Origin of the sequence: Pseudomonas sp. Hp2 (assembly GCF_006386585.1) — a bacterium.
Classification (GTDB): Bacteria; Pseudomonadota; Gammaproteobacteria; order Xanthomonadales; family Xanthomonadaceae; genus Pseudomonas_S; species Pseudomonas_S boreopolis.
The window spans coordinates 38,520-57,012 of sequence record NZ_VAHJ01000009.1; the positions used below are offsets into that span (position 1 = coordinate 38,520).

Genomic DNA, 18,493 nt, shown 5'->3' on the forward strand with positions numbered 1-18,493 from the left:
CGCCGAGCAGGGCCAAGGCCGGCTCCGGCGACGAACCGTGTCCGCCGTCGCTATCCGGGCGCCGCGTGCCCCTCCCCCGTCACTTCACCGACACGGCGAACACCACGATCCCCACCGCCACCAGGACGACCGCGAGCACCGAGCGGAACGCATGCGACGCCATCAGCGCCCGCCACCACGTCGCCGCCTCGGCCACGCCACTGCTGCATTTGTCGCCCTCGCGCCGGTCATCGGCCATGCATACCTCCCATCCGGTGCCGCCCATCGCGGCATCGCCATGCACGGCCGACCTTCGCTTGCGGCCCGTTAGCACGATGTTTGGCGGGACTTGCGATTGCGCTAATCAGTGCGGTGCCTCACATACGACCGATCACGACGCTGACGCGTTCATGCGCTCGACGAGGCGTATGCAGCGAAAACGACTTTCCGATGATCTCCCGTTGACGCTGCGCTCGCTACGGTGATGGGCCATCGCCCACGACCTCAAGGAGGCACAAGGCCATGAACAGAGACCCCGCCGTCATCGACGTACAGGCAGAAATCGCGCATTGGCAATCGCGCCATGCGGAGGGCAACCTCGGCATCGGCAAGTTCAGCGAGCTGTCGCCGGTGGTGAAGATGGCGTGCGACATCTACCTGCAGGCGCCGCATTCGAGCGAAGTGGAGCGCCTGCGCTTGTTCCGCCGTCGCATCGAGCACCATTTCATCTCGTCGAGCACGCAGGAGAACTACGAGCAGCTCGCTACCGACTGCTGGCAGCGGCTCAGCCGGCGCAGCGCCTGACCCACGCCGGGCCGGACCGCCATGGAGCAGGCCCGCCACGACGTCGAGCAGGAACCGGCCCGCCTGGAGCGGCGGGTGCCCCGTTTCGCCGGCGACCGGGCCGCCGGGTCCGCCCGGCGCTGCCGCGGCGCAGCCGCCACCCCGATGGCACGGCCGGCCTGACCGGCACCGTACTGCGCCGCACGCGGTATCCTCTCCCCGGTTCCTGGGAGGGAAAACCATGCAGACCAGCGCGCGTCCGATCGAGCAGTATTTTTCCAGCTACTCCGGCGACCACCGCAACGCCACCAACCAGTCGATCCACGTGGTCGCGGTGCCGGCCATCCTGTGGTCGGTGGTGGCCTTGCTGTGGTGCATCCCGGTCGGCGGCACCTGGTTCCGCAGCGGCGTGTGGGCGGCGCTGGCGATGTTCGCGGCGTGGATGTTCTACAACCGCCTCTCGCGCCCGCTCGGGCTCGGCATGCTGGCGGTGTTCTTCTTCTGCGGCTGCCTGTGCCGGCTGCTGGAAGCGAACCTCGGCATCGCCGGCCTGCTGGCCACCGCCGTGGGCGTGTTCGTGGTCGCCTGGATCGCCCAGTTCATCGGCCATCACATCGAAGGACGCCGCCCGAGCTTCCTCACCGACCTGGTCTACCTGCTGATCGGCCCGATCTGGGTGCTGGCCAAGTTCTACCGCCGGATGGGCTGGCGCTACTGACGCGCCGGAACGATCCGTCGCGCTACGCGTGCACGCCGAGCTCGCCTGCGGTGGGGGCGAACGCCCGCGGCGCGTAGCCGAAGTCCCGGCGGGCCGGCTCCAGGTCGAACACCAGGTCTTCCCGCATCCGCTGCAGGGCGGCCGCATTCATGCCTTGCAGGCGGCCCAGCGCGTGCGCGCCGTGCAGCGCGGAGGCGAACAGCCAGCGCGGGATGCGCCACAGCCTGGCCGGCCGCGGCAGCGCCGCCAGCACGCGCCCGACCATGTCCTCGTACGCCAGCACCTCGCCGCCACCCAGCGCATAGCTGCGCCCGTGGGTCGCCGGTGCGGCCAGCACCGCGCACGCGGCCCCGGCCAGGTCCTCGACATGCACCGGCTGGCGCCGCCCGGTCGCCCCGCTCGGCAACGCGAAGTGGCCGGTGCGCTGCGCCAACGCGGCGATCCGGCTCAACGTCAGGTCGCGCCCGGCGCCGTAGACCAGGGTCGGGCGCAGCACCGTCGCCGCCGCGCCGCGCGCCCGGGCCGCGGCGAACAACTGCTGCTCCGCATCGGCGAGGCGGCGTGCCAGGTCGCGCTCGTGCGCGTCGCCGGAGGCCTGCTTGACCTGCAGGCTGGTCGAGCCGAAGGCGACGATGCGCGCGGCTTCCGTTTCCGCGCCGGCATACCAGCGCGCGAAATGGTCGAGCGGACCGCAGCTGACGATGGCCGCGAACGGCCCCGGCGGCGGCGGCATCGAGAGATCGCCCTGCAACCAGGCCAGTCCGGGCCGCGACGCGCGCGCCTGGCGCGACACCGCGACGACCTCCCAGCCTTGCCTGGCCAGCCGCTCGAGCACGCGCTCGCCGATCTGGCCGCTGGCGCCGAACACCAGCGCGCGGCGGGACGGGGTGGAATGGGACGGAACCTGGACATCGCTCATCCGGCAAGGATACCGGTTGGCTCCGCACAGCCTCCCGCCGCTCCGGCAAAGGCAGCGGTCGCCCAACCCGAACGGCCGTTCATCTGGCGGACCAGCCATGTGAAGGTGTTTGTTAGACTCGGGCATCTGCTCGCGAATCCCGGATTCCCTGCATGATCCTCCTCGACCTCCTGCTGGCGCTGCCATTCCTGATGGCCGCCGCCGTGGCCGCGCTGCGCCATGTATCCCGCGCCACCACCGCGTGGCTGGCGGGCAGCGCGACGTTGCTGGGGCTGGGATTGCTGGCGGCGATGACGCCGGCCGTGCTCGCCGGCGAAGTGCCGCGCGTCGTCCACGCCTGGCTGCCGCAGATCGGCCTGGACTTCGCGCTGCGCCTGGACGGGCTGGCCTGGATGTTCGCGCTGCTGGTGCTGGCGATCGGCGCGCTGGTGGTGATGTACGCGCGCTACTACCTGAGCGCGCGCGACAGCGCGCCGCGCTTCTACGCCTACCTGCTGCTGTTCATGGGCGCGATGCTGGGCCTGGTGCTGTCCGGCAACCTGCTGTTGTTGATGATCTTCTGGGAACTGACCAGCATCAGCTCGTTCCTGCTGATCGGCTTCTGGTCGCACCGCAAGGACGCGCGCGACGGTGCGCGCATGGCGCTGGTGATCACCGGCGGCGGCGGCCTGGCGCTGCTCGGCGGCGTGCTGCTGATCGGGCGCATCGTCGGCAGCTACGACCTCGATGCGGTGCTGGCCGCGGGCGACGTCATCCGCGCCAGCCCGCTGTATCCCTGGGCGCTCGCGCTGGTCCTGGCCGGCGCGTTCACCAAGAGCGCGCAGTTCCCGTTCCAGTTCTGGCTGCCGCACGCGATGGCCGCGCCCACGCCGGTGTCGGCGTACCTGCACTCGGCCACGATGGTGAAGGCCGGGGTATTCCTGCTGGCGCGCCTGCATCCGGCGCTGGCCGGCAGCGACCTGTTCTTCTACACCGTGACCTCGGTCGGCGCGGTCACGCTGGTGATCGGCGCCTGGTACGCGATCTTCCAGCACGACCTGAAGGGCCTGCTGGCCTACTCGACGATCTCGCACCTGGGCCTGATCACGATGCTGTTCGGCCTGTCCACGCCGATGGCCGTGGTGGCCGGCGTGTTCCACGTCCTCAACCACGCGGTGTTCAAGGCCTCGCTGTTCATGGCCGCGGGCATCATCGACCACGAGACCGGCACCCGCGACATGCGCCGGCTCGGCGCGTTGCGGCGCTACATGCCGTTCACCAGCGCGCTGGCGATCATCGCCTCGCTGTCGATGGCCGGCATCCCGCTGCTCAACGGCTTCCTGTCCAAGGAGATGTTCTTCGCCGTCGCGCTGGAGACCCAGGCCTCGCAGCCGATGCGGGTGTTCGCCACCGTCGCGGCCCTGCTGGCCGGCGTGCTCGGCGTGGCCTACAGCCTGCGCTTCGTGCACGACACCTTCTTCGCCAAACCGGCGCGGCCGCTGGATCCGGTGCCGCACGAACCGCCGCGCTGGATGAAGATCCCGGTGGAGGTGCTGGTCCTGATCTGCGTGATGGTCGGCATCGTCCCGGCCCTGACCGTCGCCCCGGTGCTGCGCGCCGGCGCCGGCGCGATCCTCGGCGATGCCCTGCCCGACTACAGCCTGGCGATCTGGCACGGGTTGAACTGGCCGCTGGCGATGAGTGCGCTGGGCGTGGTCGGCGGCGTGGCGCTGTACGTGTTCCTGCGGCGGGTACTGGACCTGCATGCGGTGGAGACGCGCTCGCAGGGGCGCTCGCTGTTCGATTGGCAACTCCGCTCCCTGTTCGGCCTGGCCTCGCGCTTCACCGACGGCATCGCCAACGGCAGCCTGCAGCGCATGCTGATGCTGCTCGTGCTCGCCTCGATCGCGGTGGCGGCGGCGCCGTTCCTGGAAGGCGGCTCGCTGCCGGCCTGGGGCGAGCCGCAGGCGATGCCGCTGCTGGGCTGGGCGCTGTGGCTGCTGATGATCGTCTGCGCGATGGCCAGCCTGTTCCTGTACCGGCAGCGCCTGCTGGCGGTGCTGGTGCTGGGCGGCACCGGACTGGCGGTGAGCCTGGCCTTCGTGTTCCTGTCCGCCCCGGACCTGGCGCTGACCCAGTTGCTGGTGGAGATGGTGACGCTGGTATTGATGCTGCTGGCGATGAACTACCTGCCGGAGTTCTCGCTGCCCGAGCGCGGCCGCCTGCGCCGCTGGCGCGACGCCGCGCTCGCGATCGCCGCCGGCACCGGCATCGCCGTGCTCGCCTACACGCTGATGACCCGCCCGGGCAGCACGATCGCCGGCGAGATGCTGGCGCGCTCGCTGCCGGAGGCCTTCGGCCGCAACGTGGTCAACGTGATCCTGGTGGACTTCCGCGGCTTCGACACCTTCGGCGAGATCACCGTGTTCGCCATCGCCGGGCTGGTCGTGCACGCGCTGCTGCGGCGCGCGCGCATGGCGCCGGAGCGGGTGATGCCGGGGGGGCCGGTCAAGCTGCCGGTGCCGGCGGACCTGGCCCAGATCATGTTCCCGCTCACGCTCACCGTGTCGCTGTTCCTGTTCGTGCGCGGCCACAACGCGCCGGGCGGCGGCTTCATCGCCGGCCTGGTGCTGGCGGTACCGCTGCTGATGCAGTACGTGATCCAGGGCGCGGCCTCGGTGGAATCGCGCTTCGGCTTCGACTACATCCGCCTGGTCGGCGTGGGCCTGCTGGTGGCGATCGCCAGCGGCGCGGCCTCGATGCTGTTCGGCGTGCCGTTCCTGACCAGCGGCCATGCCACGCTGCACCTGCCGCTGATCGGCGAGATCGAGCTGGCCAGCGCGATGGGCTTCGATACCGGCGTGTACCTGGTGGTGTTCGGCTCGGCGATGCTGATGCTGTCGATGCTGGGCACGATCAAGCCCTCGCGCACGCGCGATTCGCTGCGCGGCGCGCTCGATCCCAGGCAGCGCTCGGCTCGGACCGGGGAGGCGCACTGATGGCGCGATCCGCGGCCGGCTCCATGCGCGTCGTTCCCGCGCCGGCGGGGACCCGGCGACTTTGGGCGCCCGTGGGAAAGCCAAGGCACGAGGTCCCCGCCGGCGCGGGAACGACGGCAGATGGATTCGGAGGCATCCCCTGATGGAACTGGCCCTGGCAAGCGCCATCGGCGTGCTGACAGCGATCGGCATCTACCTGCTGCTGCGCGCGCGCAGCTTCGACGTGATCCTCGGGCTCACGTTCCTGTCCTACGCCACCAACCTGCTGATCTTCGCCGGCGGCCGCCTGCGCGTCGGGCAGGCGCCGGTGCTGCGCGACGGCATCCCCGCGACGCTGACCGAGCACACCGATCCCCTGCCGCAGGCGCTGGTGCTGACCGCGATCGTGATCGCCTTCGCGATGACCGCGGTGAGCCTGGTGCTGGCGATGCGCAGCCGTGCCGACAACCGCAGCGACCACGTCGACGCGCACGAGGACGATCCTGACGCCACCGCGCCGGTAGGCGAGGCGGAGGCGCGCGAATGAGCCACCTGCCGATCCTGCCCATCCTGATCCCGATGCTGGGCGCGGCGGCATCGCTGTTCGTCGAGCATCGCCGGTACGGCCACCGCGCGCGCCGCACGATCGCCTGGATCGCGCTGGCCGCGCTCTCGGCGGCGGTGCTGGCGCTGTTCGCGCGCACCGCGGACGGCGCGATGCAGGTCTACCTGCTCGGCGACTGGCCCGCGCGGCTCGGCATCGCGCTGATGGCCGACCGCCTGTCGGCCTGGATGCTGCTGACCACCACGCTGCTGGCGGCGGCCTGCCTGCTGCACGCCTGCGCCGGCTGGGACCGGCGCGCCCCGCACTTCCACGCGCTGTTCCAGTTCCAGCTGATGGGCCTCAACGGCGCCTTCCTGACCGGCGACGTCTTCAACCTGTTCGTGTTCTTCGAGGTGATGCTGATCGCCTCCTACGGCCTGCTGCTGTCGGGCGGACGCGGCCTGCGCATGCGCATCGGCCTGCACTACGTGGTGTTCAACGTCGCCGCCTCGACCCTGTTCCTGATCGCGCTCGGGTTGCTGTACGGCCTGCTCGGCACGCTCAACATGGCCGAGCTGTCGCTGCGCATCGCACAGACGCCGGCGTACGACCTGCCGCTGCTGAAGGCGACCCTGGGCCTGCTCCTGCTGGTGTTCTGCAGCAAGGCGGCGCTGTTGCCGCTGTACCTGTGGCTGCCGGAAACCTACTCGCGCGCGCCGGCGGCGATCGCCGCGCTGTTCGCGATCATGACCAAGGTCGGCCTGTACGCGGTGCTGCGCGTGTCTTCGCTGTGGTTCGGCGACCAGGCCGGCGCGATGGCCGGCTTCGGCCAGGTGGCGCTGCTGTGGGCCGGCATCGCCACGCTGGTGCTGGCCGGGCTCGGCGTGATGGCCGCGGCGCGCCTGCGCGTGCTGGTGTCGTACCTGGTGATCTTCTCGGCGGGCACGCTGTTCGTCGCCTTCTCGCTCGGCAATGCCGGCGCGATCGGCGCAGGCCTGTACTACCTGCCGCACAGCACGTTCATCGCCGCCGCGCTGTTCATGGTCTCCGACCTGATCCGCCGGCGCCGCGGCAGCGCCTCCGACCGCAAGGAGATCGTCGCGCCGCTGCCGGGCCGGGCGCTGCCGGGCACGATGTTCCTGGTCGCCGCGATCGCGGTGGCCGGGCTGCCGCCGCTGTCGGGCTTCCTGGCCAAGGCGGCGCTGCTGCAGCACGTGCCGGACGCCTGGCTGCCGCCGGTCTGGGGCGCCGTGCTCGGCGGCAGCCTGCTGGTGGTAATCGGCCTCTCGCGCGCCGGCGTGCGCCTGTTCTGGCGCGTGCCCGCCTCGGCCGAGGACGAACCCTCGCGCGCGCCGCCGCGGCGCGCGCGCATGCGTCCGGTGGAAACCGCCGCCACCGTGCTGCTGCTGGGCTACGTGCTGGCGATGACCGTCGCCGCCGGCCCGCTGATGCGCATGGCCGATGCGGCCGCGCAGCAGCTGCGCGATCCGGGCCGCTATTTCGAGCAGGTCCGCGACACCACGCCGGAAGTGAGGGTGCCATGAGCCAGGACCGCAAGCCGCTGCTGCGCCGCCTGTTCCCTTCCCCGCCGCTGAGCGCGACGGTGTTCGTGTTCTGGCTGCTGCTGAGCGACAGCCTCGGCCTGGGCGCGGCGGTGGTGGGCATGCTGCTCGGCGTGGCGGTCCCGCTGGCGGCGGCGCGGCTGGACCGCGAGTTCGCCCGGATCGGCTCGCTGCGCTCGGTGCCGAAGATGCTGTGCGTGGTGGCCTGGGACATCGTGCGCTCCAACGTGAAGGTCGCCACGCAGGTGCTGGGCCCGGAGTCGCGCATCCGGCCGGGCTTCATCTGGATTCCGCTGGACATCGGCAACATCCACGGCATCACCGCCCTGACCAGCATGATCACGCTGACGCCCGGCACGGTGTCGGTGGCGCTGTCGGACGACCGCAAGTACCTGCTGGTGCACGTGCTGCACCTGGACGACCCGGACACGCTGATCGCCGAGATCAAGCACCGCTACGAGAAACCGCTGATGGAGATCTTCCCATGACCGGCCACATGTTCATCGAGACCACGATCGTCGTGTGCATGCACGCGGTGGGCGTGGCGATCCTGCTGGCGCTGTGGCGGCTGCTGCGCGGGCCGACCGTGCCCGACCGCATCCTGGCGCTGGACACGCTCTCGATCACGGCGATCGCCGAGCTGATGCTGTTCGGCATGCACCTGGACTCGCCGATCTACTTCGAGGCCGCGCTGGTGATCGCCATGCTCGGCTTCGGCAGCACCGTGGTGCTGAGCAAGTACGTGCTGCGCCGGGACATCGTCGAATGATCGCCTTCACCGAATACCTGCTCGGCGTGCTGCTGATCGTCGGCACCTTCTTCATCGTGATCGGCGCGCTCGGGCTGGTGAAGCTGTCGGACTTCTTCAAGCGCCTGCACGCGCCGACCAAGGCCAGCACGCTCGGCGTGGGCTGCGTGCTGCTCGCCTCGGTGGGCTACCACCTGTTCCTGGGCGAGGACCCGCAGCCGCGCGAGCTGCTGATCACCGCGTTCCTGTTCATCACCGCCCCGATCAGCGCGCACCTGATGGCCAAGGCGGCACTGTCGCTGATGCTGGCCGACCGGCCGCAGGACCCGCGTGGCGACGATCGCGACGGCGGCACGCCTCCGCCGCAGGAAACCTGACCGCGCCGGCGATCACGGCTCCGCCGGCGCGGCCGGGCGGGCGTCGCCGCGTTCGCGCAGGCGGTCGAACGCCAGCAGCAGCGCCAGCAATGCCAGCGCGTACAGCGCCTGCCAGCCGAGCATCGCCAACACCGCCAGGCACAGCACCGCTCCCAGCAGCGCCAGCCCGCGCCAGGCGCCGCGCAGCAGCCGATAGCCGCTCGCCATGCTGAGCAGGTAGATCACCACGAAGCTGCCGTTCGCGTAGCGGATCAGGCGATCCAGCGACAACCCGAGCGCATCGGCCGCCAGCAGGCTGCAGGCGCAGACCGCGACCACCAGCAGCAGTGCCCGCCCCGGAACGCCGTGGCCGTTGAGCCGCGCCAGCACCGGCGGCAGCTTGCCCTCGTCGGCCAGGCTCCAGATCAGGCGGGCGAATCCCTGCAGGTAGATGTTGATCGAGGCGAAGCACGCCAGGTAGCCGACCAGCGCCATCCACCAGGCCGCGTGCGGCCCCAGCAGGCGGCCGAACAGCCTGCCGACCGCGCTGGCGTCGGCCACCGGATCGCCATAGCCGCCGAAGGTGAGCAGCGCCACCGAGCAGGCCCAGTACAACAGCCCCGCCAGCAGCACGCCGGCGATCAGCGCCAGCGGGAAATCGCGCTCGGGGCGGCGGAATTCCTCGCCCATGTGGCTGAACGCCTCCAGCCCGACGAAGCACCAGAACATCACGCCCAGCGCCGCCGGCAGCAGGTGCCAGGTGCCGTCCAGCGAAGGCAGCAACGGCTGGTCCGCGCGCGGCAGTCGGCCGGCCCACCAGATCGCGGCGATCGTGGCGACGATCGCCACGGCGATCAGGCCCTGCACCAGCCCGGTGGCCCTGGCCGGCCGCTGCCCCAGCACCAGCACCACGAGCAATGTGCCGAGCTGCACCGCGAGCGCCTGCAGGCTGCCCAGCGCAAGCACCGATTGCCAGAAGCCCACCGCGATCTTCAGCGCCGCCGGCACGCCGACCGGCATCACCGCCAGGAACAGCATCGCGCTCACTCGTTCCAGCCGCGTACCGAACGCCCTGCCGATCAGGTGCGGAGCGCCGCCGGCATGCGGGAACCTGCGTCCCAGCTGCGCGAAGGTGAAGGCGATCGGAAGCACCAGCACGATCAGCAGCAGCCAGGCCCACAGCGACGCGGCGCCGGCCGCGGTCGCCGCCAGCGCCGGCACCACGAACACGCCGGTGCCGAGCAGCGACGTGCTGAGCAGGGCCATGCCCTGGAACAGGCCAAGCTGCTTTTCGAGTCGACTCATTCGGCTATGCTCTGCGCGATCCGGGGCGGGAATTCTAGGCCGCCGGTTGCCGCCATTGCGTCGGAACACGCCTGCGTTGCGTCGGATGATCCCGTCCTTTCTGCCGCCGAGCCCCATGGACAAGTTCGATCAACGGATCCTGGCCCTGTTGCGCCAGGACGCGCGCATGCCGGTCAGCCGGATCGCCGAAGAGGTCAGCCTTTCGCGCCCGGCGGTGAGCGAGCGCATACAGCGCCTGGAACGCAGCGGCGTGATCCGCGGCTACCACGCCCGCGTGGCGCCGGCCGGGGAATCCTCGGTCAAGGCCTTCTTCGAGATCTTCCACCAGCAGAACCAGTGCCAGGACTACGTGGAACGCCTCGGCGCGTTCCCGGAAGTGCGCCATTGCTACGGCATCAGCGGTGAGACCGACATGCTGATCCAGGTCGAAGCCACGACGATGCAGCGCGTCAACGAAATCCTCGAGCAGATCGAACGCTTCCCCGGCATCCGCCGGGTCCGCACCCACATGGTGATCCGCGACTGGCCCTTCTAGGGCCTCGCGACCAGGACCCGCGATGCCCGTCGCCGCTAGGTGGCCAAGGCCAGCTCCAGCCCGATCCAGCCGCAGAACGCCGCCAGCAGGACCGCGCCCTCGCCGCGGCTGACGCGCAAGTCGCCGCGCAGCATCGGGTACAGCATCAGCGCGAGCACGATCGCCGCCGGCAGCTCCAGGCGCACGAACGAGGCCGGCAGCGGCAACGGCCGCAGCGCGGCCATGCCTCCGACCACCACCAGCAGGTTGAACACGCTCGAACCGATCACGTGCCCGGCCACCATGTCGCCCTGGCCGCGGCGTGCCGCCGCGATCGCGGCCGCCGCCTCGGGCAGGGCGGTACCGATCGCCACCGGCAACAGGCCCATCAGCAGCGGGCTCCACCCCCAGATGCCGCCCAGCGCGACCGCCGAATCGACCACCCAGCGCGCGCCGAACCCCAGCAACAGCAGCGCGATCGCCAGGCGCTGGAGGTTGAGGCCGAGCCCGGTCCTGGTGACCGCATAGCCGCCGACCGCGGCCTGCACCCCGTCGCTCTCGCGGCGCGCCCGGCGCACCAGGAACGCCAGCACGCCGGCGAACCCGGCCAGCATCGCCAGGCCCTCGATGCGGCCGATCGCACCGTCCAGCCCGAACCCGATCAACGCCAGCGAAGCGACCACCAACACCACCAGCAGCGGCGCCAGCAATCTCATCCCAAGCAGCAACGGCGCGGCGAGCGCGGCCAGCGCCAGCGTCAGGCCCACGTTCGCGATGTTGCTGCCGACCGCATTGCCCAGGGCCAGTTCCTGCGCTCCGACCATGAACGCACGCACGTTGACGGCCAGTTCCGGCAACGAGGTGCCGAATGCCACCAGCAGCAACCCGGCCATGAACGACGACGCACCCCAGCGCTGCGCCAGCCCGGAGGCCGCCTTGATGATCGAATCGCCCCCCAGGCCCAGCAGCACCAGTCCCAGCACCAGCCATGCGATCGCAGCTGCCATGAGCGTCCCCTCCCTCGCCTCGATGGGCCGATTCTATGCGCCAGGACGCCCGCGGGCGTCTACGGTCCGGCCCGGTACGGCGCTGTCATCGGCGTTTAACCGCCCGCGCGCAGCCTGATGGACGTTCCGGAAGTCCCCCCATGCATCCCCGCAAGACCGATCTCGCCCGTCGTGCGCTCGACTCGCACCGCACGGCGCTGGACCTTCGCCAGCGCCGCACGCTGATCCTGTGCGACGGGCAGCGCAGCGTCGCCGAGCTGACCCGGCTGCTGGGACCGGAAACGCCGGCGCTGGTGCGGCAATTGCGCGAACACGGCTACCTGGAGGGCGGCGACGACGCGCCCGGCGCCCCCTCCGCCACGGCGCCCACCGCGCAATCCGGCGGCGCACCGGCGCGGCGGCGCTCGCTCGGCGCCGCGCGCATCTACGTGCAGGACATGCTGGAACTGCAGCGCAACGAGGCCGCCCAGTCGCTGCGCCGGCGCCTGATGATGGCGCACGACGAACCGTCGATCGTCAGCGCGCTGCTGGAGGCGCTGGCCGAGCTGCCGCGCATGACCGCGGCCGGCTACGCGCGGCGCGTGCGCGAACGCGTCGCCGAAGTGCTGCCGGAACCGCACCTGCCGGCACTGGCCGCGCTGGAAGCGCGGCCGGGATCGATCGGCACGTAGCCGGACGGCGCGGCCCGTGCCTCACGGCGCGCGGAAGTGCTTGCGCAGGCCCGCCCAGCACTGCTGGTAGTCCGCCTGCCGGTGCGGCGCGGCCAGCGCCTGCCGGGTCGGGCGCAGCACCGTGCGCGTCTCGAACATGAAGGCCATCGTGTCGGCGATCACGTCCGGCTTCGACAGGTCGGCCTGCGAAGCCTTTTCGAACGTCGCCGCGTCCGGGCCGTGCCCGCTCATGCAGTTGTGCAGCGACGCCCCACCCGGCACGAACCCCTCGGCCTTGGCATCGTAGGCGCCGTGCACCAGCCCCATGAACTCGCTGGCGACGTTGCGATGGAACCAGGGCGGACGGAACGTGTGCTGCGCCACCAGCCAGCGCGGCGGGAAGATCGCGAAGTCCATGTTGGCCGTACCCGGCAATTCGCTCGGCGAGGTCAGCACGGTGAAGATGCTCGGATCGGGATGGTCGAAGCTGATCGAGCCGATCGCGTTGAACCGGCGCAGGTCGTAGCGGTACGGCGCGTAGTTGCCGTGCCAGGCGACCACGTCCAGCGGCGAGTGGTCGATGTCGGCGCGCCAGAGGTGGCCGTCGAACTTGGCCACCAGCTCGAACGCGCCGTCGAGCGCCTCGTAGGCCGCCTGCGGCGTCTGGAAGTCGCGCGGGTTGGCCAGCCCGTTGGCGCCGATCGGTCCCAGGTCGGGCAGGCGCAGCAGGCCGCCGAAGTTCTCGCAGACGTAGCCGCGCGAGGGCCCGTCCGGCAGTTCGACGAGGAAGCGCACGCCGCGCGGGACCACCGCGATCTGTTGCGGCTCCAGCTCGATCACGCCCAGCTCGGTGCGCAGCACCAGCCGCCCCAGCTGCGGCACGATCAGCAGTTCGCCGTCGGCATCGTAGAAGTAGCGCCCCTGCATCGAGGCATTGGCCGCGTACAAGTGGATGCCGACGCCGGCGTGCGCGCACGGCGCGCCGTTGCCGGCCACGGTGTAGAGGCCGTCGATGAAATCGGTCGGTGCGTCGGGGAGCGGCAGCGGGCTCCAGCGCAATTGGTCCGGCGACACCGGGCCGCCATCGCCGAAATCGTTGTGGAAGCGCGGCTGCGCCAGCGGCGAGAAGGCGCCGTGCACGGCGGCCGGCCGCATGCGGTACAGCCAGCTGCGCCGGTTCTGCCCGCGCGGCGCGGTGAACGCCGTGCCCGACAGCTGCTCGGCATACAGCCCATGCGCCACGCGCTGCGGCGAGTTCTGCCCGGCCGGCAGCGTGCCCGGCACGGCCTCGCTGGCGAACTCGTTGCCGAAGCCGGTCATGTAGGTGGATGCAGTGTTCATGGATATCTCGCTCTTTGAGCCCCTCTCCCCCGGGAGAGGGGCTAACTGCATTGTCGGCATCTTCCCCACGTGGGCATCAGAGCACCCCGCGCTTGATCTGGTCGCGCTCGATGCTCTCGAACAGCGCCTGGAAGTTGCCCTCGCCGAAGCCCTCGTTGCCCTTGCGCTGGATGATCTCGAAGAAGATCGGGCCGATGCAGTTCTCGGTGAAGATCTGCAGCAGCTTGCGCTTCTTGGTGTCCGGGTCGGCGTCGATCAGGATCCTGTTGCGGCGCAGCCGTTCCACGTCCTCGCCATGCTCGGGAATGCGCAGGTCGATCACGTCGAAGTAGGTGTCCGGCGTGTCCAGGAACACCACGCCCGCCTCGCGCATCTTCTCCACCGTCGCGTAGATGTCGTCGGTGAAGCAGGCGATGTGCTGGATGCCCTCGCCGCGGTACGCGTCCAGGTATTCGTTGATCTGGCTCTTGGGGTCGGAGGACTCGTTGAGCGGGATGCGCACGATGCCGTCCGGCGCGGTCATCGCCTTGGACACCAGGCCGGTCTTGGCGCCCTTGATGTCGAAGTAGCGGATCTCGCGGAAGTTGAACAGCCGCTCGTAGTAGTCCGACCACTTCTGCATGTTGCCGAAGTAGAGGTTGTGGGTGAGATGGTCGATGAAGGTCAGCCCGAACCCGGCCGGATGCGGCTCGGTGCCCGGCACCGGCTCGAACTCCTCGTCGTACACGCTGCCGGCCTCGCCGTAGCGGTCGACCAGGTACAGCATGCAGTCGCCGATGCCCTTGACCACCGGGACGGACACCGCCCGCGTGCCGGCCTTGTGCGCGACCGCCTCGCCGCCGTTGCCGACCACCGCCTCGAACACCTCGCCGGCCGGCTTGCGGAAGCGGATCGCGAAACCGCAGGCGCACGGGCCGTGCTGGGCGGCGAAATCGGCGGCGAACGAATCCGGGTCCTCGTTGACCAGGAAGTTCACCCCGCCCTGCCGGTACAGGGTGATCGGGCGGCGCTTGTGCTTCATCACGGCGGTGAAGCCCAGCTTGCGGAAGTAGTCGTGCAGCTGCCCGCCCTGCCCCGCGGGGGCGGCGAACTCGACGAACTCGAAGCCGTCGATGCCCATCGGGTTCTCGAAGGTGGTCACCTGCATGCCCGGGTCGGGCCGGACGCCGGCGGTATGGGGTTGTGCGCTCATGGTTGTTTGCTCCTCTTCCAGGCCGCCAGGGCTATGCGCGGCGGCAGAAGACCCGCGAGAATGGCAGGCCACGTGCCCTTTGTAGTTTCATATGAAACCACCATCAAGACGCAGCGCAGCATGAGCGAATCCGACTACTCCGCCTCCAGCCACCATCCCGTCCTGATCAACCTGGAACAGTTCCTGCCGTTCCGGATCAGCGTGCTCTCCAACCGGGTCAGCGCCAACATCGCCAAGATCTATGGCGATCGTTACGGCATTGCGATCCCGGAGTGGCGCGTGATCACGATCCTGGCGCTCTACCCGGGCTCCTCGGCGAGCGAGGTGTCCGACCGCAGCGCGATGGACAAGGTGGCGGTGAGCCGGGCGGTGGCGCGGCTGCTTGAACGCGGCTTCATCCGCCGCGAGACCCACGGCGACGACCGCCGCCGCTCGATGCTGGCGCTGTCCTCGGCCGGGCGGCAGGTCTACGAGACGGTGGCGCCGCTGGTCAACGAGATGGAGCGGCGGCTGATGTCGGCGCTGTCCGAGGAGGAGCGCCGCACGCTGGAAAGCCTGATCGACCGGCTGGCGAAGGACGGCCTGCCGCGGATGGTGCAGAAGGGCTGAAGCGGGCCCGCGCATTTCGCGGGAGCGGCTTCGGCCGCTCCCGCTCCCCCGGGGCTCACGCCTTCGGCGGCGCCCACTGCTTGAGGAAGTCGAAGAACTTCTTGCGGTCGTAGCCCTTGCCCTTTTCCAGCTCGGCGGTGAACTGCGAATGCAGCAGCTTGCCGTCGTTGTCGAGCACGAACAGGTGCGGATAGCCCTGGATCGCCGGGTACTGCGAGAGGAACGGCTTGTTCTCGTTCTCCTCGCTGTAGTTGACCTTGAGCCAGACGTAGTTCTCGTCGCGGAAGCCGCGGATCTCCGCGTCGCCGCCGATGAACTCGTCCAGGGTGTGGCACCACGAGCACCACTCGCCGCCGACGTCGATCAGGATGCGCTTGCCGCCGCGCTTGGCCTCGACCTTGGCGGTCTCCAGGTCGGCGAACGGGTCGCGCGCAGGATCGAAGCCGGCGCTGAGCGCGGCCACCGCGGCGATGTCCGCGGCGGCCGGGGTGTTGCCGGAGGCCACCGGCTGGGTCGGATCGGGCGATGGCGGTTTCTGGACCGAGGTATCGAGCGGCCGCGGCGCGGGCGGCTCGGGAGCCTGGCCGCAGCCGGCCAGCGCGGCCGCGCACAGGGCGGCGGCCGCCAGTGCGCGGACGGTGTGCGGGGTCTGGTTCTTCGCCATCGTGGGGGTCCTCACTAGGTCACTTCACGCCATGCATCAGCCTGTTGATCAGCGGGGCGATCAGGAACAGCAGCGCGCCGGCGCCCAACAGCAGCCAGAACCCGAAGGTATAGCCTGCGAGCGAAGATTGCACGGTCATGCCGCCCTCGCCGCTGACGTGGCCGGCGAAGATGCCCGACAGGTTGTTGCCGATGCCGGTGGACAGGAACCAGCCGCCCATGCCGAAGCCGACCAGGCGCAGCGGCGCCAGCTTGGTCACCATGGACAGGCCGATCGGCGAGAGGCACAGCTCGCCCACCGACTGGATGACGTAGACCATGAACAGCGTCCAGAACGGGATCTTGCCGATGTCGCTGACCAGGGAGGACAGCGCGAACATCAGCAGCAGGAAGGCCAGGCCGTTGAAGATCAGGCCCAGGCCGAACTTGCGCGGGATCGACGGATTGGCGCGGCCCATCCTGACCCACAGCCAGGCCAGCAGCGGCGCGATGGTGATGATCGCCAGCGAGTTGACGGACTGGAACCAGGCCACCGGGAAGGTCCAGTCGCCGAACTCGCGGTTGACGATCTTCTCGGCCAGGAAGGTGAACGAGCTGCCTGCCTGTTCGAAGAACATCCAGAACAGGATGTTGAAGACGAAGATCACCAGCATGGCCAGCGCGCGGTCGCGCTGCACGGCGCCCTCGCGGATGCCCTCGGCGACGATCAGCGCGCACAGCAGCAGGAACATCGGGGTCAGCACCCACCAGTTCAGCGTTGCCGCCTCGATGGTGAGCAGGAAGTACACCGTCGGGATGGCGACCAGCGCGCCGATCAGGGTGTACAGCACGCGCGCGCGGCCTTCGCCGCCGGCCGGCGGACGGCCGATGCCGGCCAGCTGGCGGCGGCCGAACCAGAACCACACCAGGCTCAGCAGCATGCCCACGCCGGAGGCGATGAACACCACCTTGTAGTCCGGCATCGCCTCGGAGCCAAACACCTTGCTGGCCAGCGCGCCGGTGAGCACCGGCGAGATCATCGCGCCCAGGTTGATGCCCATGTAGAAGATGGTGAAGCCCGAGTCGCGGCGTTCGTCGCCCACCTTGTAGAGCTTGCCGACCATGGTCGAGATGTTCGGCTTGAACAGGCCGTTGCCGGCGATGATCGTGGCCAGGCCGAGCTTGAACAGCTCCTGGCTGGAGGTGGCGATCAGGAACAGGCCTGCCGACATGATCGCCGCGCCGAGCAGGATCGAGCGCTGGTAGCCGATCACCCGGTCGGCCACGTAGCCGCCGAAGATCGCCGCCGCGTAGACCAGCGCCAGGTAGGCGCCGTAGAGCTGGTTGGCCGGCTGCTCGCCGGTGCCGCTACCGGCGTAGAACTGCTGCACGATGTACAGCACCAGGGCCCAGCGGATGCCATAGAACGCGAAGCGCTCCCAGAACTCCGTCATGAACAGCATCCACAACGGCTTGGGATGGCCGAGGAGGGTCTTGAACTCGGGGATCTGCGGGGGCGTTGGGGTGGCGGGGTTCGGCGCGGCGGCGTCGACGCTCATGAAGGGTTCCCTTGCGTATTCAGTCAATGGCTTGCCCGCCCGCGGGCGGGCCGGGGCGACGGGCGAGGATCACCGACCGCGGTCTTCACGTCAAATTGATGTCAATTGAGACGGATGCCGGCGACGTTGGGGGCCTTTACCGGCAAAGCCCCGTCGCGGCTGAAGCCGCTCCCGCAAAAGCCGCGCCTACGGGGAAGGCTCCGGCGGCATGCCGATCGAGGTTCTTACCTCGAACAACTCGGGGAAGAACGTCAGCTCCAGCGCCTGCCGCAGGAAGCCCACGCCGCTGGAGCCGCCGGTGCCGCGCTTGAAGCCGATGATGCGCTGCACCGTGCGCATGTGGCGGAAGCGCCACAGCTGGAACTGGGTCTCCAGGTCCACCAGGTCCTCGGCCAGCGAGTACTCGCGCCAGTAGCGGTCGGTGTGCTCGTAGATGCGCTCGAACACCGGCCGCAGCGCGGGGTCGGAGACGTGCGCCAGGGTCCAGTCGCGCTGCAGGTGCTGCGGCGGGATCGCATGGCCCCAGCGCGACAGGTAGAGCAGGAACTCGTCGTACAGGCCCGGCGCCTCCAGCACCGAGCGCAGCTTCGCCTGGCCGGCCGGGTCGTGCTCGAACACCCGCAGCATCTGCGCGTTCTTGTTGCCGAGCAGGAACTCGATGTAGCGGTACTGCAGCGACTGGAAGCCCGAGGCCGGCCCGAGCGTGTCGCGGAAGCCCATGTACTCGCTCGGCGTCAGCGTCTCCAGCACCGACCACTGCTCGGTCAGCAGCCGCAGCACCTGCTTGCTGCGCGCCAGCACCTTGCGGCACTGCCACACCTCGTCGCGCTGCAGGTGGCCGATCGCCGCGCCCAGTTCGTGGGCGAGCAGCTTCAGCCACAGCTCGGAGGTCTGGTGCTGGATGATGAACAGCATCTCGTCGTGATGCGGCGGGTCGGACAGCGGCTGTTGCGCCGACAGCAGCTGTTCCAGCCGCAGGTAGCCGCCATAGGTCAGGCGGCCTTCCAGGTCGGTGTGGATGCCGGCTTCCAGTTCACGCAGGTTCTTGTCGACGGACATGGCCGGGAGGCAGGGCCGGATTCGGGGTCGGCAAGGGTAGCGCAACGCG

Annotated in this window: 20 protein-coding genes; 11 read left to right on the forward strand and 9 right to left on the reverse strand. The window is 69.9% G+C overall.

The window, feature by feature from the left end; genetic code table 11:
* Positions 1-79 precede the first annotated feature (79 nt).
* Entirely contained in the window at positions 80-238 is a 159-nt protein-coding gene (locus FD678_RS20335) for a hypothetical protein (RefSeq protein ID WP_177497917.1), read from the reverse strand.
* A gap of 263 nt (positions 239-501) precedes the next feature.
* Here FD678_RS20335 and FD678_RS19285 point away from each other — a divergent pair, with 263 nt between their 5' ends.
* Together FD678_RS19285 and FD678_RS19290 are read left to right on the forward strand one after the other, a co-directional pair.
* On the forward strand, positions 502-783 hold the full coding sequence (locus FD678_RS19285; RefSeq protein ID WP_140727816.1) for a hypothetical protein: 282 nt from the start codon (positions 502-504) through the stop codon (positions 781-783).
* 220 nt (positions 784-1,003) lie between these two features.
* Complete coding sequence (locus tag FD678_RS19290; RefSeq protein ID WP_140727819.1) at positions 1,004-1,480, forward strand: Mpo1 family 2-hydroxy fatty acid dioxygenase; 477 nt, start codon at positions 1,004-1,006, stop codon at positions 1,478-1,480.
* 22 nt (positions 1,481-1,502) lie between these two features.
* Here the strand turns inward: FD678_RS19290 and FD678_RS19295 are convergent, their stop codons facing one another.
* Positions 1,503-2,399: an NAD-dependent epimerase/dehydratase family protein gene (locus FD678_RS19295; RefSeq protein ID WP_140727822.1), complete on the reverse strand. Its 897-nt coding sequence runs from the start codon at positions 2,397-2,399 to the stop codon at positions 1,503-1,505.
* Positions 2,400-2,554: 155 nt separating this feature from the next.
* On the opposite strand from FD678_RS19295, the gene FD678_RS19300 reads away from it, so the two are divergent.
* The 6 genes from FD678_RS19300 to FD678_RS19325 all read left to right on the forward strand — a co-directional run bounded on the left by FD678_RS19300 (position 2,555) and on the right by FD678_RS19325 (position 8,587).
* On the forward strand, positions 2,555-5,377 hold the full coding sequence (locus tag FD678_RS19300) for a monovalent cation/H+ antiporter subunit A (protein ID WP_218569883.1): 2,823 nt from the start codon (positions 2,555-2,557) through the stop codon (positions 5,375-5,377).
* A gap of 142 nt (positions 5,378-5,519) precedes the next feature.
* On the forward strand, positions 5,520-5,903 hold the full coding sequence (locus FD678_RS19305) for a Na+/H+ antiporter subunit C (protein ID WP_140727826.1): 384 nt from the start codon (positions 5,520-5,522) through the stop codon (positions 5,901-5,903).
* The gene (locus FD678_RS19310; protein WP_140727829.1) at positions 5,900-7,444 is read left to right on the forward strand and encodes a monovalent cation/H+ antiporter subunit D; all 1,545 of its coding nucleotides are present in this window, start codon (positions 5,900-5,902) and stop codon (positions 7,442-7,444) included. Before FD678_RS19305 ends, FD678_RS19310 begins: the two co-directional genes overlap by 4 nt.
* Positions 7,441-7,950 (forward strand): Na+/H+ antiporter subunit E, encoded by a 510-nt coding sequence (locus FD678_RS19315; protein WP_140727831.1) that lies wholly within the window; start codon positions 7,441-7,443, stop codon positions 7,948-7,950. Before FD678_RS19310 ends, FD678_RS19315 begins: the two co-directional genes overlap by 4 nt.
* On the forward strand, positions 7,947-8,231 hold the full coding sequence (locus FD678_RS19320) for a K+/H+ antiporter subunit F (protein WP_140727833.1): 285 nt from the start codon (positions 7,947-7,949) through the stop codon (positions 8,229-8,231). The genes FD678_RS19315 and FD678_RS19320 overlap by 4 nt, the downstream gene beginning before the upstream one ends.
* Positions 8,228-8,587: a Na+/H+ antiporter subunit G gene (locus FD678_RS19325; RefSeq protein WP_140727835.1), complete on the forward strand. Its 360-nt coding sequence runs from the start codon at positions 8,228-8,230 to the stop codon at positions 8,585-8,587. The genes FD678_RS19320 and FD678_RS19325 overlap by 4 nt, the downstream gene beginning before the upstream one ends.
* Positions 8,588-8,599: 12 nt before the next feature.
* On the opposite strand, the gene yjeH is transcribed toward FD678_RS19325, so the two are convergent.
* Positions 8,600-9,871, reverse strand: coding sequence for an L-methionine/branched-chain amino acid transporter (yjeH, locus tag FD678_RS19330; RefSeq protein WP_140727838.1), 1,272 nt, complete (start codon positions 9,869-9,871; stop codon positions 8,600-8,602).
* 115 nt (positions 9,872-9,986) lie between these two features.
* On the opposite strand from yjeH, the gene FD678_RS19335 reads away from it, so the two are divergent.
* Positions 9,987-10,406: an Lrp/AsnC family transcriptional regulator gene (locus tag FD678_RS19335; RefSeq protein WP_140727840.1), complete on the forward strand. Its 420-nt coding sequence runs from the start codon at positions 9,987-9,989 to the stop codon at positions 10,404-10,406.
* Positions 10,407-10,441: 35 nt separating this feature from the next.
* Here FD678_RS19335 and FD678_RS19340 read toward each other — a convergent pair whose 3' ends face one another.
* Positions 10,442-11,392, reverse strand: a complete 951-nt coding sequence (locus FD678_RS19340) for a sodium:calcium antiporter (RefSeq protein ID WP_140727843.1) — start codon at positions 11,390-11,392, stop codon at positions 10,442-10,444.
* A 140-nt stretch (positions 11,393-11,532) separates the two neighbouring features.
* Between FD678_RS19340 and FD678_RS19345 the strand changes: the two genes are divergently transcribed.
* Positions 11,533-12,063: a hypothetical protein gene (locus tag FD678_RS19345; protein WP_140727845.1), complete on the forward strand. Its 531-nt coding sequence runs from the start codon at positions 11,533-11,535 to the stop codon at positions 12,061-12,063.
* Positions 12,064-12,084: 21 nt separating this feature from the next.
* On the opposite strand, the gene hmgA is transcribed toward FD678_RS19345, so the two are convergent.
* Both hmgA and hppD read right to left on the reverse strand, forming a co-directional pair.
* Positions 12,085-13,383 carry a homogentisate 1,2-dioxygenase gene (gene hmgA / locus FD678_RS19350; protein WP_140727847.1) on the reverse strand — a complete coding sequence of 433 codons (1,299 nt, stop codon included), beginning with the start codon at positions 13,381-13,383 and terminating at the stop codon, positions 12,085-12,087.
* A 76-nt stretch (positions 13,384-13,459) separates the two neighbouring features.
* Positions 13,460-14,575, reverse strand: coding sequence for a 4-hydroxyphenylpyruvate dioxygenase (gene hppD, locus FD678_RS19355; protein WP_177497919.1), 1,116 nt, complete (start codon positions 14,573-14,575; stop codon positions 13,460-13,462).
* Between the two features lie 120 nt (positions 14,576-14,695).
* On the opposite strand from hppD, the gene FD678_RS19360 reads away from it, so the two are divergent.
* Positions 14,696-15,184, forward strand: coding sequence for a MarR family winged helix-turn-helix transcriptional regulator (locus FD678_RS19360; protein WP_140727850.1), 489 nt, complete (start codon positions 14,696-14,698; stop codon positions 15,182-15,184).
* Between the two features lie 55 nt (positions 15,185-15,239).
* Here the strand turns inward: FD678_RS19360 and FD678_RS19365 are convergent, their stop codons facing one another.
* The 3 genes from FD678_RS19365 to FD678_RS19375 all read right to left on the reverse strand — a co-directional run bounded on the left by FD678_RS19365 (position 15,240) and on the right by FD678_RS19375 (position 18,444).
* Positions 15,240-15,848 (reverse strand): thioredoxin family protein, encoded by a 609-nt coding sequence (locus tag FD678_RS19365; RefSeq protein ID WP_140727852.1) that lies wholly within the window; start codon positions 15,846-15,848, stop codon positions 15,240-15,242.
* A 19-nt stretch (positions 15,849-15,867) separates the two neighbouring features.
* A complete protein-coding gene (locus FD678_RS19370) occupies positions 15,868-17,385 on the reverse strand; it encodes a peptide MFS transporter (protein WP_140727854.1) in 1,518 nt (505 codons plus the stop codon).
* A gap of 186 nt (positions 17,386-17,571) precedes the next feature.
* Entirely contained in the window at positions 17,572-18,444 is an 873-nt protein-coding gene (locus tag FD678_RS19375; protein WP_140727856.1) for a tryptophan 2,3-dioxygenase, read from the reverse strand.
* Positions 18,445-18,493 lie beyond the last annotated feature (49 nt).